General features: G+C 42.9%; 13 protein-coding genes. All 13 read left to right on the plus strand.

The genetic code is table 11. The features are described from left to right. The first annotated feature begins 112 nt into the window (after window positions 1-112). The 13 genes from rseP to rpsO all read left to right on the plus strand — a co-directional run bounded on the left by rseP (window position 113) and on the right by rpsO (window position 16,320). Complete coding sequence (gene rseP, locus GC096_RS31370; RefSeq protein ID WP_171635838.1) at window positions 113-1,372, plus strand: RIP metalloprotease RseP; 1,260 nt, start codon at window positions 113-115, stop codon at window positions 1,370-1,372. A gap of 21 nt (window positions 1,373-1,393) precedes the next feature. Further along, window positions 1,394-2,842, plus strand: coding sequence for a proline--tRNA ligase (gene proS, locus GC096_RS31375; protein WP_171635840.1), 1,449 nt, complete (start codon window positions 1,394-1,396; stop codon window positions 2,840-2,842). Between the two features lie 66 nt (window positions 2,843-2,908). Beyond that, complete coding sequence (locus tag GC096_RS31380) at window positions 2,909-7,219, plus strand: PolC-type DNA polymerase III (RefSeq protein ID WP_171635842.1); 4,311 nt, start codon at window positions 2,909-2,911, stop codon at window positions 7,217-7,219. Window positions 7,220-7,450: 231 nt separating this feature from the next. Further along, window positions 7,451-7,915, plus strand: a complete 465-nt coding sequence (rimP, locus tag GC096_RS31385; RefSeq protein WP_268796259.1) for a ribosome maturation factor RimP — start codon at window positions 7,451-7,453, stop codon at window positions 7,913-7,915. Between the two features lie 36 nt (window positions 7,916-7,951). Continuing rightward, complete coding sequence (nusA, locus tag GC096_RS31390) at window positions 7,952-9,049, plus strand: transcription termination factor NusA (RefSeq protein ID WP_028558311.1); 1,098 nt, start codon at window positions 7,952-7,954, stop codon at window positions 9,047-9,049. A gap of 29 nt (window positions 9,050-9,078) precedes the next feature. After that, on the plus strand, window positions 9,079-9,396 hold the full coding sequence (rnpM, locus tag GC096_RS31395; RefSeq protein WP_056625035.1) for an RNase P modulator RnpM: 318 nt from the start codon (window positions 9,079-9,081) through the stop codon (window positions 9,394-9,396). Beyond that, window positions 9,386-9,715, plus strand: a complete 330-nt coding sequence (locus tag GC096_RS31400) for a L7Ae/L30e/S12e/Gadd45 family ribosomal protein (protein WP_235550652.1) — start codon at window positions 9,386-9,388, stop codon at window positions 9,713-9,715. The genes rnpM and GC096_RS31400 overlap by 11 nt, the downstream gene beginning before the upstream one ends. Before the next feature lie 52 nt (window positions 9,716-9,767). Next, window positions 9,768-12,626: a translation initiation factor IF-2 gene (gene infB, locus GC096_RS31405; protein ID WP_446686388.1), complete on the plus strand. Its 2,859-nt coding sequence runs from the start codon at window positions 9,768-9,770 to the stop codon at window positions 12,624-12,626. A gap of 6 nt (window positions 12,627-12,632) precedes the next feature. Then, entirely contained in the window at window positions 12,633-12,992 is a 360-nt protein-coding gene (gene rbfA / locus GC096_RS31410; protein ID WP_056625044.1) for a 30S ribosome-binding factor RbfA, read from the plus strand. Continuing rightward, window positions 12,989-13,990 (plus strand): DHH family phosphoesterase, encoded by a 1,002-nt coding sequence (locus GC096_RS31415; RefSeq protein WP_246303065.1) that lies wholly within the window; start codon window positions 12,989-12,991, stop codon window positions 13,988-13,990. Before rbfA ends, GC096_RS31415 begins: the two co-directional genes overlap by 4 nt. Further along, window positions 13,987-14,901, plus strand: a complete 915-nt coding sequence (gene truB, locus GC096_RS31420; RefSeq protein ID WP_171635846.1) for a tRNA pseudouridine(55) synthase TruB — start codon at window positions 13,987-13,989, stop codon at window positions 14,899-14,901. The genes GC096_RS31415 and truB overlap by 4 nt, the downstream gene beginning before the upstream one ends. Before the next feature lie 47 nt (window positions 14,902-14,948). Then, a complete protein-coding gene (locus tag GC096_RS31425; RefSeq protein WP_171635848.1) occupies window positions 14,949-15,896 on the plus strand; it encodes a bifunctional riboflavin kinase/FAD synthetase in 948 nt (315 codons plus the stop codon). A 154-nt stretch (window positions 15,897-16,050) separates the two neighbouring features. Further along, window positions 16,051-16,320 (plus strand): 30S ribosomal protein S15, encoded by a 270-nt coding sequence (gene rpsO / locus GC096_RS31430; RefSeq protein ID WP_028558319.1) that lies wholly within the window; start codon window positions 16,051-16,053, stop codon window positions 16,318-16,320. Window positions 16,321-16,547 lie beyond the last annotated feature (227 nt).

Here is a 16,547-nt window from a genome sequence, read left to right on the forward strand (position 1 = left end):
GAACAGCTGATCTGAAGTAGATGCTTAGAAGGTAGACTCATTTACCGTAAGCGCCGGGTCATTGCTACATAAGGTAGTTTTCTGAAAGAAAACCCGAAGGAGGAAATACGACTTGTCGGCTATTGAAGTTGGTTTAAAGGTAATTCTGCTGTTTTTCGTTCTAGTTACGATTCATGAATGGGGTCATTTTTACTTTGCAAAACGTGCAGGTATTTTAGTTCGTGAATTTGCGATTGGCTTCGGTCCCAAAATATTTTCATATAAAAAAGGGGAGACCCGTTATACGTTACGGATTTTACCGATTGGTGGATTCGTTCGCATGGCAGGTGAAGACCCGGAAATCGTTCAAGTTAATCCTGGACAAACGGTTGCAATTAAATTAAACAAACAGAATGAAGTTACATTCTTATATCTAGATCAATTAGATCGTCGTTCAAACGTCATCATCGGTGTCGTAGAACAAATTGATTTAGAGCGAGCACTTCGCTTATCCCTGGATGTCGACGGTGAGAAAGTGACGTATCCGATTGATCCTCAAGCCATGATGGTGACGAAGGGAACCGAAACCCAAATCGCTCCATATGATCGTCAATTCGGCTCGAAATCCGTAGGGAAACGTGCCATTGCTATCGTTATGGGACCCGTGATGAATTTTATTCTGGCGATTGTTTTGTTCTTCATTGTGGTGATCATGTCTGGTGTATTCACGAATGTGAAGCTGGATTCTGTTCTTGCAGGTAAAGCAGGTGAGAAGTCAGGCCTTCAGAAAGGCGACATCATTATGTCCATTGATAAGCAGCCTATCGGGGATGATCGGGAGAAACTAGTTACTTCGATACAATCTTCTGCTGGTAAGCCAATGACATGGGTGATCGATCGTGCAGGGAATCCAATTACACTTCAAGTAACGCCAGAAATGGAAGCAGGAGCTGGGAAGCTTGGTGTTGTCATTAGCGGTGACCGGAGAAGTGCAACTTTGGGTGAAGTATTTACAGGGACCTATGATCAGGTAGTAGGTACTACCATAGGAATCGTAACCGGTTTGCAGAAACTCGTTATGCTTCAGTTCAAATTAGATGATCTCGGTGGGCCTGTGAGAACTGCTCAAGTGTCTGCTGAGTTTGCTAAAATGGGACTGACTTACTTAATTTCATGGGCTGCCACACTAAGTTTATACCTAGGTATTTTTAATTTATTGCCAATCCCTGCGCTAGACGGAAGTCGTCTGCTTTTCATGGGCTTAGAAGCATTGAGAGGTAAGCCGATAGACCCGAACCGTGAGAGTATGGTTCATTTTGTTGGTTTTGCACTTCTGATGCTGTTGATGGTTGCTGTTACATACAATGATATTTTACGATTGATTAAGGGTTAGTCCTAATCTGTGGGAGGGTTTATGTCAAACGATAAGCAATTTGTTAAAGAAATTACACCACAAGGAGAAGATTTCTCCCGCTGGTATATAGATGTTATTAAGAAAGCAGATTTAATGAGCTACTCCCCGGTTCGTGGGTGTATCGTGTTCAAACCGGATGGTTATGAAATTTGGGAAAATATTCAACGTGAGTTGGACAGCAAATTTAAAGAAACGGGTCATCGCAACGCGTACTTCCCGTTATTTATCCCAGAGAGCTTTTTCCAAAAGGAAAAAGAACATGTCGAGGGCTTTAATCCAGAACTTCCTTGGGTCACTGAGGCAGGTGGGGAGAAGCTAGAGGAGCGTTTGGCTATCCGTCCAACATCCGAAACGATGATCGGACATATGTATGCCGAATGGATTAACTCCTATCGTGATCTACCTTTATTAATCAATCAATGGGCAAACGTAGTTCGTTGGGAGAAGCGCACGTTGCCGTTCCTACGTACAACTGAGTTTTTATGGCAAGAGGGTCATACTGCGCATGAAGACGAGCAAGATGCTCGACGCGAAACGATGCAAATGCTGGATGTCTATCGTCAATTTGCAGAAGATTTCCTAGCGATTCCTGTAATTGTGGGTCAAAAAACGCCTTCCGAGAAGTTTGCTGGTGCCATTGATACGTTCTCCATTGAAGCCATGATGAAGGATGGTAAAGCTGTTCAAGCCGGGACTTCACATTACCTTGGAACGAATTTCGCAGTTGCCTTTGATATCAAATTCTTAGATCGTGAGAATCAACACCAATTTGCACATACAACTTCATGGGGAGTTAGTACGCGATTAATTGGTGCACTTATCATGGTTCACGGGGATGACCGCGGATTAGTGTTACCGCCGAAGGTTGCACCTACGCAAGTTATCATGATTCCAATTGGACCTCCAAAAACGCGTGAACAAGTAATTGGACGGGTAGACGAGTTGTTCGCGGACCTGAAGAAAGCTGGCGTTCGCGTTAAAGTGGATGATCGTGCAGATCAAAGTCCAGGTTGGAAATTCAATGAGTACGAAATGCGCGGCGTTCCAATTCGCGTAGAGTTAGGTCCTCGCGACATGGAAAATGGCGTAGTTGTTCTTGTTTCTCGCGTAAGTGGAGAAAAGAAAATTGTTCAACAGGCTGACTTCGTGCAAGAAGTTCAAAATTTACTTGCTGAGATTCATCAGCAGATGTATGATAAAGCGAAGCAATTCCGTGACGAGCATTATATTGCGGTAGATACGATCGATGAGTTTAAGACATTCTTGGAGACGAAACGCGGATTTGCCTTGGCTGGCTGGTGTGGATCTAACGCTTGTGAATCACAAGTGAAGGAAGAAACAGGAGCAACAAGTCGTAATATCCCGTTCACACCATCCGAAACCAAATCGACTTGTCTTGTATGCGGCGATCCTGCCAAGCATACAGTTGTCTTTGGTCGAAGCTATTAATTACAATCAAGGGCATATGGAGGTCTAACTCCATTGCCCTTGGTATGTTTTATGGGGAGGCTGTTCATGAGTAATTTGGCTGATAAACGGAATCGCTTTGAGCTTTTGATGCAGCAAGCCGAGATTCCAGCCGATGTTGTACGGTCATATTTTACAGAAGGCTACATTGATCAAGTAGAGATTAGTCGGAAAAATCGCGACTGGACATTCTATTTGGTGAAAAATGACCTTGTGCCTCTGACTATTTATCGTTCATTTTGTAAAATGATTCAAGAGAAGTTTGCGCAGATTGCAAAAATTCGGTTTATTTGGAAATATGAACAAGCAGAACCTGCTGCTCTCGTTGATGAGTATTGGGGATTATTTATGGAATGGTTACAGCGAGAAGTTCCCTCTGTCAATGGATGGATGTCGAAAGCAAGGTTCGAAGTACAAGGAAATGCCCTATCGTTGATCATGTTGGATGCTATAGGTCTAGAATTAGCGAAGAAAAAGAATATCGATATGTTTATTCGGAATTTTTTTCATAATTTTTTTCAAACAGAGCTATCTGTCAAATATGCAATAAGCGATACCACAGAAATCGTTGCGGAATATGAGAAGTTTGCAAAGCAGCGTGAGCAAGGTGAAAAATCATATACACAAGAAATCATGATGTCCATTGACATGGAAGAAGAAGAGTCATCCTTGCCTGAGGGTGATCTGAAACTAGTCATGGGCATTGATATAAAAGAAGTTCCTACGCCACTTAAGGATATCCAAGAAGAAGAGAAGAAAATCGCTGTACAAGGTACGGTATTTGGCTTGGATGTCAAAGAATTGAGAAATGGTAATACGTTATTTACTTTTAATATTACGGATTTCAGCGATTCACTAGCTATGAAAGTTTTTGCGAAGACCAAGGACGATGTGAAGATCATGAGTCTTCTTGCCAATGGGACTTGGATTAGAGCAAGAGGAAAAGTTGAGTATGATCGTTTCATGCAAATTCCTGAGCTGGTGATGATTCCGAATGATCTATACGAAGTGATGGCACCAAGGGATCGTATGGATGACGCTGCTGAGAAGCGAGTAGAGTTTCATTTGCACACGACGATGAGCACGATGGACGCACTGACACCGATAGATCAATATGTGAAAATGGCGGCCAAATGGGGTCATAAAGCGATCGCTGTTACAGACCATAGCAATATTCAATGTTTTCCTGATGCCGGAAAAGCGGCCAAAAAGCATGGGATTAAAGTGATTTATGGTGTTGAAGCGAATGTAGTTAATGATTCGGTTCCTATTGTTATGAATGGACGAGATCTTGATTTAAAGCAAACGACGTATGTTATTTTCGACGTGGAGACGACAGGACTATCTGTTATCAATAATCGCATCATTGAGCTTGCTGGTGTGAAAATGCAAGATGGCAAAGAAATTGATCGTTTCGCCACATTCATCAATCCGCATGAGAAAATTCCATATAACATTCAGCAGTTAACGAATATCAATGACGATATGGTGAAGGATGCCCCCGATATTGAGGACGAGTTGCCTAAGTTTGTTGAGTTTATTGGAGACTGTGTGCTTGTCGCACATAACGCGCGATTTGATATGGGCTTTCTTCAAGCTAATTTAAAGCGCATGAACCTTCCAGAAGTTACGAATGCTGTTCTTGATACGTTAGAACTTGCTAGATTTCTTTTCCCATCCATGAAAAATCATCGATTAAATACTTTATCTGATAAGTTTAAAGTTGGACTTGATAATCATCACCGTGCGATCGATGACTCGATTGCTCTTGGACATGTGCTATATCATTTAATTAATGAGGCTAATGATCGTCAAATTACGAGTTTAGCTAAACTAAACGATTATGTGGGGAAAGACCTTTCGAATCAACGGCCTTTTCATTGTTGTATTTACGCACTCAACCCAGTTGGAAAGAAAAATTTATTTAAACTGATCTCATTGTCACATACAACCTATCTACAGAGAGCTGCGACTATACCCAAAAGTGTATTGGTCGAACATAGAGATGGACTTCTTGTAACCTCAGGTTGCGAAAAAGGGGAGTTCTTCGAAGCGGTCTTGAACAAAACGATTGAAGAGGCTGAGCAAGTTTCGGAGTTTTACGATATTCTCGAAATTCAACCAGTTAGCTATAATATGCATCTCGTAGAAAAAGGCTTAGTTGGTTCTAAAGAAGATCTAGAGGATGCTGTTCGTCGTGTTTGTGAAATCGGATATAAAACGGGTAAGCCGGTCATCGCGACTGGGAACGTTCATTATTTGAATCCGCGTGAGAAAATGTGTCGGGATATTACGATCAATGGGATTACAGGCTTTAGTCCACTGAAAGCAGTGAAGAAGCCTGACGCACATTTCCGTACAACGAAAGAAATGCTCGAAGAGTTTAAATTTTTGGGTGAAGAAAAGGCGATTGAAGTTGTCATTCGCAGTACGAATGATCTTGCAGATCGATTTGAATCTATCGAACTTTTCCCAGACAAGCTATTCACGCCTATTATCGAAGGTGCAGACGAAGAAATTCGAACAACTTGTTATGATACGGCGAAAAGTATGTATGGGGAAGAGCTTCCCGAAGTCATTATTGCGCGACTAGAGAAAGAACTTGTTCCGATTATTAAATTCGGATTCTCTGCCAACTATTTGATATCGGAACGTCTCGTGAAAAAATCGAATGCGGATGGCTATCTGGTAGGTTCTCGGGGATCCGTTGGTTCCTCTGTCGTTGCCATGATGTTAGGGATTTCGGAAGTTAATCCATTGCCACCTCACTATATATGTCTTTCTTGCAGGCACAGCGAATGGTTCCTAGACGGTAGCGTTCCGAGTGGTTTCGATTTGCCGAACAAAGTTTGTCCTTCCTGCGGCGGGAATTTAAAAGGGGATGGGCATGACATTCCGTTTGAAACTTTCTTAGGATTTAAAGGGGACAAGGTTCCCGATATCGATTTGAACTTCTCTGGGGTCTATCAGCCGGTTGCGCATAACTTCACGAAAGAGATCTTTGGACCTAAGAATGTATTTCGGGCAGGGACAATCGGAACTGTTGCTGAGAAAACGGCTTTCGGATTCGTAAAGAAATATGAAGAAGAACAAGGTCAGAAATGGCGCGGTGCAGAAATTGCTCGGTTGGCATCAGGCTGTACGGGGGTCAAAAGAAGTACTGGGCAGCATCCAGGCGGTATTGTTGTTGTTCCTGATTACATTGAGGTTGATGATATTACACCGGTTCAATTCCCTGCAGATGATAAAAATTCAGAATGGATGACGACACATTTTGACTATCATGCTTTCGATGCGAACTTGCTCAAATTAGATATTCTGGGGCACGACGATCCGACGATGATGAGAATGCTTCAGGATTTGACGGGCATCGATCCAACAACGATTCCAATGAACGACACCAAGGCTATGAGTATCTTCAATTCTACGGAAGCAATAGGCGTAAGGCCTGATCAAATTCGTTCTCCGGTGGCTACGTACGGTGTTCCCGAAATGGGGACCAAATTCGTTCGTCAGATGCTTCAAGAAACACAGCCTTCGTCTTTCGCCGATTTATTGCAAATTTCAGGATTGTCACACGGAACAGGTGTTTGGTTGGGGAATGCGCAAGAGCTTATCAAAAAAGGGATTTGTAACATTAAGACAGTTATTGGCTGTCGGGATGATATCATGCTCTATCTGATTTACAAAGCGGGAATGGATGCTGGTCTTGCTTTTAAAATTACGGAGAGCGTGCGTAAAGGGAAGGGCCTAACCGACGAATGGAAAGAAGAGATGAAACGCTGTAATGTTCCCGCTTGGTATATTGAATCCTGCGAACGGATTGAGTATATGTTTCCAAAAGCGCATGCTGCAGCTTACGTTATCTCCGCCGTTCGTACTGCTTATTTCAAGGTGTATCATCCTATAGCTTACTATGCTACTTACTTTAGTGTCCGCGCAGCTGATTTTGATCTTGAACTGCTTTGCCAAGGATATGATGCGATTCTCAGACAACTGGTAGAGATTGAAGCGAAAGGTTTCCAAGCACTGCCGAAAGAGAAAGCCATGGTTTCAATTCTTGAAATGTCACTGGAAATGACGTCACGCGGCTTTAGTTTCAAACCGATTGATATCTACCGTTCCGATGCAACGAAGTTTATCATTGATGGCAATTCATTAATTCCACCGTTTGCAGCGATGTCAGGTATTGGTGAAAATGCGGCTAAAAACATTGCGGCTGCTAAGGATGATGGGGATTTCTTATCTATTGAGGACTTCCAGAATCGTTCCAAAGCTTCCAAAACGGTGATTGAAATGTTAAGCACAATGGGTTGCTTCCGCGGGTTGCCTGAATCCAATCAACTCTCATTGTTCTAGTCATAAGATACTTAAGAAGTCACTTTTTCTTCAAAAACTTTAAGCTGTCAAGTGAAAATGATTAACAAGTTTGCTATTGTAATGCAAAGAATGGTTATGGTATAATTTTTATTGGCAATAATGAGGATATCATCTTGTGATTAAAGAGTGGGGAAACCCACTCTTTACATTTTGATATAGGACTTTTCGGGATACGACAAGGAGAAGTCAATTTAGGAGGTACACATATCTGTGGCTACACAAGAACAAATCAAATCCATCATTGAGGACATGCTGAAGGATTTTGTTGAACAAAATGGATTTGAAATCGTGGATATTGAATATGTCAAAGAAGGCAGCAATTGGTTCCTTCGCGTCTATGCTGACAAAGAAGGCGGAATTGATATAGATGATTGCGGCCGCATCAGTGAATACTTAAGTGTTCAATTGGATGAGAAAGATCCGATTACTGATGCTTATTTCTTGGAAGTTTCTTCTCCTGGAGCAGAACGTCCGCTTAAGAAGACTCAAGATTTTTATAAAGCCGTGAATAGTCACGTATTTGTTACTTCGTACGAACCGATCGACGGTTCTAAGGAATTTGAAGGGTTGTTGCAGTCTTATGACGAGGAAGTACTCGTGATTGAGATTGGTAAAAAGAAAATCAGCATTCCGGTTGCTAAAGTAGCTAGTGCACGTCTCGCTATCGTATTTTAGTAATCGTTACTTATTGAAGGGGGGGACTCAGTTCAAATGAACACGGATTTTATTGAAGCGCTGTCGGAAATTGAACGAGAGAAGGGTATCTCCAAGGAGCTACTCATTGATGCTATTGAAGCGGCGATGATTTCAAGTTATAAACGTAATTTCAACACGGCACAGAACGTACGTGTAGATATCAATCGACATACGGGTCTTATTAAGGTTTATGCACGGAAGACCGTAACAGAGGAAGTATTGGATCCAAGATTGGAAATTTCTGTTCATGCATCGCGTGAAATTAATCCGAACTACCAATTGGAAGATATTGTTGAAATTGAAGTGACGCCTCGTGATTTTGGACGTATTGCTGCACAAACCGCTAAACAGGTTGTAACGCAACGTATCCGCGAAGCCGAGCGTGGCTTAATTTATAATGCTTTTATCGATAAAGAAGAAGATATCGTAACGGGTATCCTGCAACGTCAAGACCAACGTAATATTTATGTTGATCTTGGCAAAGTAGAAGCTGTTCTTCCACTTACGGAGCTTATGCCTACGGATAAGTTCAAACAGGGAGACCGTATTAAAGCTTATATTACGAAAGTCGAGAACACGACAAAGGGACCTCAAATTATTTTATCGAGAACACATCCTGGGTTGTTGAAGCGTCTATTTGAGCTTGAAGTGCCTGAGATTTTCGATGGCGTAGTAGAGATTCGTTCCGTTGCACGTGAAGCAGGCTTCCGTTCGAAGATTGCTGTTCATTCTCGTAACCCAGAGGTTGATCCAGTCGGATCATGCGTAGGCCCTAAAGGACTTCGCGTACAAACGATTGTAACCGAGCTGCGCGGAGAGAAAATTGATATCGTTCGCTGGATGGAGAGTGTAGAAGAGTATGTAGCGAATGCGCTAAGCCCTTCTAAAGTGCTTGAAGTTCAGATTCATGAAAATGAAAAAATGGCACGAGTCATTGTACCTGATTATCAGCTTTCTCTGGCAATTGGGATTAAAGGACAGAACGCCCGTTTAGCTGCAAAGCTAACAGGCTGGAAAATCGATATCAAGAGCGAAACACAAGCAGAACAAGAATATGGCAGAGTGAAAACTTACTCGGAAGAGATGCACCAAGATTCGATTAGCATCGATTAAGTTTTTGTTTGGAACAAGGGGTGATCGGAATGAAGCAGAGAAAAATCCCTCTGAGAAAATGCGTTGCCTGTCAGGAAATGATGCCGAAGAGGGAATTGATCCGCGTCGTCAAAACGCCTGAGGATGACATTCTCATTGATCTTAAGGGGAAGAAGTCTGGGCGCGGTGCCTACCTGTGCGGTAAAGTTTCTTGTTTTAAATTGGCAAAGAAAAGCAAAGCCCTGGATAGAGCTCTGAAGCATGCTGTAGGCGCAGACATTTATGACCAACTGGAACAAGATTTCATTCGTGTAGAAGATGAATTCCTTTCTTCGAAAGAGGAGGAGGAATCAGAAGATGAATCCTAAATTTTTAAATCAATTAGGATTAGCGATGAGAGCCGGTAAACTCGTTACGGGTGACGAAGGTGTATTCAAAGCCATTCGCTCGGGTGAGGCCAAGCTAGTTATTATGGCGGAAGACGCTTCTGCTAATACACGTAAGAAATTTCAAGATAAATGCCTATTTTATGGGGTTAAGCTCATGGAAGTCGGTACGAAGTATGAATTGGGCCGCAGCATTGGGAAAGAAATGCGTGTCACCATAGGTGTATTGGACGGAGGCTTCGCGCAGATGCTGCAGAAGAGTCAAGAAAATCCTGCGGAGGTGAAACATATTGACCAATAAACAAGATAATAAAGACAAGACACGCGTGTACGAATACGCGAAACAGCTCAATATGAGCAGCAAAGAAATTATTACCATTCTCAAACGATTAAATATACCTGTTAACAACCATATGAGTGTTATGGAGAATGACGCTGTTAGCAGTGTGGAAAAGTTTTTTAGAGATATCAAAGCTAATGCAGCTGCCAAACGAGCAGCTACGGACGGAGGAAATGTGAGTTCATCTACGACGAATCAGAATCCTGCATCGCAGGCTCCAGCACAAGAGAATAAAGGTGCAGTAACTCCGGCGGCAAAGCCAGTTACTACTGAGCAACAATCAACTAGTCAACCGACTACATCAACTGGAGTCACGTCTCCACAACAAGGTCAGTCTACACAAAATACGTCAAGTCGCCCACCACAATCACGTCCAAGTGGTCAAAGCAGTAATTATCAAGGAAACCGTTCTAATAGTAGTCAAGGTGGTCAGCGTACTGGCTATCAAGGTTCTAATCCAAACGGTGCACGTCCTCAAGGTTCCAGCCAAGGTGGACAACGTACAGGTTACCAAGGTTCCAATCCTGGTGGACAACGTCCAGCAGGCCAAGGCTCCAGCCAAGGCGGACAACGTACGGGTGGTTACCAAGGTTCCAATCCTGGTGGACAACGTCCTGCAGGTGGAAGCAGCGGTGGCTACAACAATAGCAGTCGTCCAGCTAGTCAAGGATACAGCCAAGGCGGCCAAGGACAAGGCGGAGCACCTCGCACGAATAGTAATTATGCAGGCACTCGTCCGAATCAAGGTGCAGGCGGCGCTGGCGCAAGCAGTGGTCAAAGCGCGAACAGCGGACGTCCACAATCTAGTCCGAATCGCAGCGCTGGACCTAATCGTCAGTCAAAGCCATTTGAGAACCGCAACAATAACCAAAGTGGAAGACCGGTTGTTCAAGAAGCGAAACCGCAATTCCATGTTGGCGCAACAGCGGCTGAGTTGGATGATGCAGCAGCAAAAGCTGGCGTGATCACAACGAAGAAATCCAAACCAACTCCAAAACGTTTTGACGACAATAGATCTGGTGGTAATCGTGGTCCTGGTGGCAACAACAGAGGCAACCAACGCGGCAACAACAGAGGTCGTTACCAACAAGACATGGTTAAGAAAGAAAAAGTGGATAACACACCTAAGAAGATCATCGTTCGTGGTAATATGACTGTTGGTGAAACAGCGAAATTGCTTCACAAAGATGCTTCTGAAGTTATTAAGAAACTTTTATTCCTTGGCACAATGGCTACGATCAACCAAGAGCTAGATTTGGAAACGATTCAATTGATTGCGACCGAATTTGGTGTTGAAGTTGAAATCAAAATTAAAGTCGAAGAAGATAACTTCGAAACATTCGAAGAAATCGATGACGAGGCTGACTTGCTCGAACGTCCACCTGTTGTTACGATCATGGGTCACGTCGATCATGGTAAAACAACATTGCTTGATGCCATTCGTAAAACGAGTGTAACTGAAGGTGAAGCAGGCGGAATTACACAGCACATCGGTGCTTATCAAGTCGAAGTTAATCATAAGAAAATTACTTTCTTGGATACACCAGGTCACGAAGCGTTTACTACAATGCGTGCCCGCGGTGCTCAAGTTACGGATATTACGATTATCGTTGTTGCAGCAGATGACGGTGTAATGCCACAAACCGTAGAAGCGATTAGTCATGCTAAAGCGGCTGGCGTACCGATCATTGTTGCTGTGAACAAGATTGATAAAGAAGGCGCTAATCCAGACCAAATCAAGCAAGCTCTAACGGCTTATGAGTTAGTTCCGGAAGAGTGGGGCGGCGATACGATTTTCTGCGAAATTTCCGCAAAACAACGTATTGGTCTCGAAAACTTGCTTGAAATGATTTTGCTAGTAGCTGAAGTACAAGAGTACAAGGCTAACCCGAACAAGCGTGCTAGAGCGACTGTTATTGAGGCTGAGTTGGATAAAGGAAGAGGCCCTGTGGCTAGAATCCTAATTCAACACGGTACGTTAAAAGTTGGAGATAGCTTCGTTGCCGGTGTATGCTTCGGTCGTGTTCGTGCGATCGTAAACGATAAAGGTAAACGTTTGAAAGAAGCAGGTCCTTCAACTCCGGTTGAAATCACGGGTCTGACAGAAGTTCCACAAGCTGGGGATCCGTTCTTGGCTTATGAAGATGAGCGTAAAGCAAGAGACATTGCAGATCGTCGTTCGATTGCACTTCGTCAATCAGAGATGACAGCTAATTCACGTGTTACTCTGGAAGACCTCTTTAAGCATATTAAAGATGGTGAAGTGAAAGATCTGAATGTGATTATCAAAGGTGACGTTCAAGGTTCTGTAGAAGCACTGAAAAGCTCTCTTGAGAAGATTGAAGTTGAAGGTGTTCGCGTTAAGATTCTTCACAATGGTGTTGGCGCAGTAACTGAATCAGATATTATTCTGGCATCTGCTTCCAATGCGATTATTATTGGATTTAACGTTCGTCCTGAGCCTGCTGCGAAAGCAACGGCTGATCAAGAGAAAGTTGATATCCGTCTGCATAACATCATTTACAACGTAATCGAAGAAATCGAGCAAGCGATGAAAGGCATGCTGGATCCAATCTTCAAAGAAGTTGTTCTTGGTCAAGCTGAAGTACGTAATGTATTCAAAATTACAGGTTCAGGAACAATTGCAGGTTGTTATGTAACTTCAGGTAAAATTGCTCGTAATGCACAAACTCGCTTAGTACGTAGCGGAATTGTTGTTCATGAAGGCAAAATTGATTCCTTGAAACGATTCAAGGATGATCAAAAAGAAGTTGCACAAGGCTATGAGTGTGGTATATCTCTTGAGCGTTATCATGATATTAAAGAGGGCGACATCATCGAAGCCTTTATCATGGAGTCCGTTGAGAGGTGATAATAAATGGCTAGAGTTCGTGTAGGTCGAGTTGGCGAACAGATTAAGAAAGAGCTTAGTCAAATCATTCAAGCTGAACTGAAAGATCCTCGTATTGGTTTCATGACCGTTACAGGTGTTGAAGTGACGAATGATTTATCTCTTGCTCGTGTTTATTTAAGCGTAATGGGAACTGAAGAAGAGAAAGCTGCCACCCTTAAGGCACTTTCTGTTGCTTCAGGATATATTCGCTCTGAATTAGGCAAGCGAATTCGTTTACGTAAGATTCCAGAGCTTCAGTTTAAATTTGACGCTTCTATCGACTATGGTAGTCACATTGACCAATTGTTGTATAAGCTCAATCAGGAAGGAAATACAAACGTATGAATAGCGGAATGAACCATGCCACCGAATACTGTCAGCAGCTGGCAGCAGCAGCTGCGTTTATCGAGCAGCATGATGATTTCTTGGTAGTATCTCACATCCAGCCGGATGGAGATGCTGCCAGTTCAACGTATGCAACAGGTTGGATATTAAGTCGGCTTGGGAAGTCATTCACAATGATCAATGAGGGCGCTATGCCCTCTAAATTTTCCTACTTAGCAGGTAGTAAACATACGATTGATTTTAGTGAACAGGCACCGAATCGACTTTATCAAACCATCATAAGTGTTGATTGTGCTGATTTCTCCAGAATGGGTAGGATCAGCACTCTTTTTGATGAACAGGCAAACCTGCTCAATATTGATCATCATCCAACGAATGATGAATTTGGTTCCTGTCATTTAATCAAGCATGATGCCGCGGCGACCGTTCAAATCTTGTATGATTTGGCGTTACATATGAAACTGCAACCTGATATTTACTTCGGTGAATGCATTTATACTGGCTTGCTTACAGATACAGGTGGATTTCGTTACTCCAATACCTCTTCAGAGGTTATGAAAATTGGAGCCTCCATGTTGGAGTTAGGGGTCAAGGGTGCTGAAATCGCAGAGCATGTACTTGAACGAATGACGTATGCACAGATTGTACTTCTCCAAAAAGCGCTATCCACACTTTCCTTTGCCTATGATCGAAAGTTAGCTTGGCTTGCTGTGTCGCTCGCAGATTTAGAGTTAACAGGTGCGTCGAGCGATGATTTGGACGGTTTAGTGAATTATCCTCGTAATGTTGAGGGTGTTGAAGTAGGTATGTTGATTAAAGAGAAGGCACCTGGCGTCATTAAAGTAAGTCTGCGCTCCTCTGGACTAGTCGATGTTGCTGCAGTAGCACAATCACTAGGCGGTGGAGGACATGTTCGAGCGTCAGGATGTACTATCCATGGTACGCTAGATGAAGCAATTGCTAGAATGGTTGAGGAAGTAGGGGACAAGCTGAAATGACGCTAGAAGGCATACTGCCTGTTTGGAAACCAGCGGGCTTTACATCACATGATGTTGTCGCCAAAGTTAGAAGGATTCTAAGTATTAAAAGAATTGGTCATACGGGTACGCTTGACCCACAAGTGACAGGGGTACTGCCACTTTGCATCGGTCGTGCTACACGGATGGTTGAATATATTCAAGAGTTGCCGAAGGAATATGAAGCTGTTTTACGTATTGGTTTATCTACAGATACTGAGGATATGACGGGGACAGTCTTGGAAGAGGTGCCTCATGTGTCACTTGACGAAAGTCAAGTACGTGAAGTGCTGGAATCTTTCGTAGGAGACATCGAACAAATCCCTCCTATGTTCTCTGCTGTTAAAGTAGATGGTAAACGACTCTACGAATTGGCGAGAGAAGGTAAGGAAGTTGAACGAAAAGCTAGGAAAGCGACCATCCATGAACTTGAGATTCTCGAACTCAACTTGGATCAGAAGCACCCTGAAATTCGTTTCCGAGCTGTTTGCTCCAAAGGTACTTACATAAGAACATTATGTGTAGATTTAGGAAAAGTACTCGGATATCCAGCCGTTATGGTAAGTTTGATACGTACGTCAACAGGGAATATTCGTAAAGAGCAATGTTTAACATTTGAGCAGATTGTTCAATTGCTGGAGAAAGGATCATTGCAGCAGCATATGATTCCGATGGATGTTGCGATCTCACACATGCCATCTATCTCCCTCACTGATCAAGAAGCGCTTCATTCCTTGCAAGGTAAGAAAATAGCTCTAGCTGCGAATCGAGTGGCTCATGCAGATGCATCACAAACCATATTTCGGGCCTATTCTCCAGATGAACGATTTCTTGGTCTGTTTGAATGGAAAAGCACTAGCCACGTCTTGGTCCCGGCCAAAGTATTCCTTTAATCATAACGTCGCGGGACGGGTTGAAATGGGTAGGTGAATGAACTTTTATGCAAATAATACCAATATCATATCCGATGGATTTGGATCAGCTAACACAGTTTGTAGGGAAGCAAGTGGTGGCCATTGGTGACTTCGATGGTGTACATTTAGGACACCAAGAGGTAATAGGACGGGCAAAGCTAACAGCTAAGAACCTTGGACTAAACTCGGCCATCATGACCTTCTATCCTCATCCTAGGGCTGTAATGGGGCAAGATAAATATGTGGAGTCGTTGACTCCCACGAAGAAGAAGATGGAGATCTTTGAAAGCATGGGCATCAATCATGCTTACATCGTAACGTTTGATGCCTCGCTCATGCGACTTTCTCCAGAACAATTCGTAGATCAAGTCCTTGATCGTCTTGGCGTGGATAGTGTCATATGTGGTTTTGATTTTACCTTTGGATTTCAAGGTAAAGGTACTCCGGATTCACTCTGCGAGTTGAGTCACGGGAAATTCTCTGTTGAAGTGGTGAGACCTTTTCATATGAATGGTGAAAAAGTGAGCAGTACGCGTATACGTGAAGCATTGCAGCTTGGAGAATTGGAAACTGTGACTAGGCTGTTAGGACGTCCCTATAGCATAAGTGGTACTGTCGTAGATGGGGCGAAGAGAGGGAGAACCCTTGGTTTTCCTACAGCTAATCTCCAACTAGAAGAACCGTATGTCAGTCCAACGAACGGTGTCTACGCAATAAAAGCAACCGTCCGCGGGGAAGTGTATCAAGGTGTCATGAATATTGGTGTGAAACCAACATTTGAGACAGGAGAACTAAAACCATCATTTGAAGCGCATTTATTTGAATTTTCTGAGCAAATATATGGAGAAACCGTTCTGGTTGAGCTTATCGCTTTTCTTAGACCCGAACGTAAATTCACTTCACTAGAAGAATTAGTTGCTCAAATAAAACTTGATGCAGAGGAAGCTAGGCAGAAATTGACGTTAGAGACTTAATCCTACATTTACTTCTACTAGTCAATTGTGATATACTGAATAACGTTGTCGAATGGACTTGTTCGTTTGGCATGAACCTTAGCTTGGATTGACGTTTTCATCGGCGCTTTCTAGGCTAGCGGGGATACTAATAGAATTTAGGAGATGAACGATTATGGCAATTACGCAAGAGCGCAAAACGCAACTGATTCAAACTCACAAGGTACACGATACCGACACAGGTTCACCTGAGGTACAAGTAGCAATCCTTACAGAAAACATTGTTAACCTTACAGACCACCTTCGTACACACAAGAAAGATCACCACTCCCGTCGTGGTTTGCTTAAAATGGTTGGACAACGTCGTAAGTTGCTAGCATATGTTAAAAACAAAGATGTAAGCCGCTATAGTGCTTTGATTGCAAAGCTTGGTTTGCGTCGATAAAACCGACAATGAGAAGCAACCTGTTGCTCCTTTGCTAGGCTTGATAAAGCTCTGGCAGAGAGCAGCAAATGGTTGCTTTTTCTTGTATTTTTTAAAACGGGAAAAGAAGGAAATACTAGACATAACGCAGAAATAGAGGATAACTCCATAGCTTGTCTATTTTGCATACATACGGAGCAGTTTCAGATTGGTCTCTGGATCTTATGATTTCTGTACATGTTTATCAA

The sequence above is a fragment of the Paenibacillus plantarum genome (assembly GCF_013141695.1).
Taxonomy (GTDB): Bacteria; Bacillota; Bacilli; order Paenibacillales; family NBRC-103111; genus Paenibacillus_E; species Paenibacillus_E plantarum.

Excerpts from the sequence above, each read along its gene's own strand:
- GC096_RS31415 (WP_246303065.1), top strand. The coding sequence starts at position 12,989 with ATGAATAGCGGAATGAACCATGCCACCGAATACTGTCAGCAGCTGGCA.
- GC096_RS31400 (WP_235550652.1), top strand. The coding sequence starts at position 9,386 with ATGAATCCTAAATTTTTAAATCAATTAGGATTAGCGATGAGAGCCGGT.
- rbfA (WP_056625044.1), top strand. The coding sequence starts at position 12,633 with ATGGCTAGAGTTCGTGTAGGTCGAGTTGGCGAACAGATTAAGAAAGAG.
- GC096_RS31425 (WP_171635848.1), top strand. The coding sequence starts at position 14,949 with ATGCAAATAATACCAATATCATATCCGATGGATTTGGATCAGCTAACA.
- infB (WP_446686388.1), top strand. The coding sequence starts at position 9,768 with ATGAGCAGCAAAGAAATTATTACCATTCTCAAACGATTAAATATACCT.
- rnpM (WP_056625035.1), top strand. The coding sequence starts at position 9,079 with ATGAAGCAGAGAAAAATCCCTCTGAGAAAATGCGTTGCCTGTCAGGAA.
- nusA (WP_028558311.1), top strand. The coding sequence starts at position 7,952 with ATGAACACGGATTTTATTGAAGCGCTGTCGGAAATTGAACGAGAGAAG.
- rpsO (WP_028558319.1), top strand. The coding sequence starts at position 16,051 with ATGGCAATTACGCAAGAGCGCAAAACGCAACTGATTCAAACTCACAAG.
- truB (WP_171635846.1), top strand. The coding sequence starts at position 13,987 with ATGACGCTAGAAGGCATACTGCCTGTTTGGAAACCAGCGGGCTTTACA.
- proS (WP_171635840.1), top strand. The coding sequence starts at position 1,394 with ATGTCAAACGATAAGCAATTTGTTAAAGAAATTACACCACAAGGAGAA.
- GC096_RS31380 (WP_171635842.1), top strand. The coding sequence starts at position 2,909 with ATGAGTAATTTGGCTGATAAACGGAATCGCTTTGAGCTTTTGATGCAG.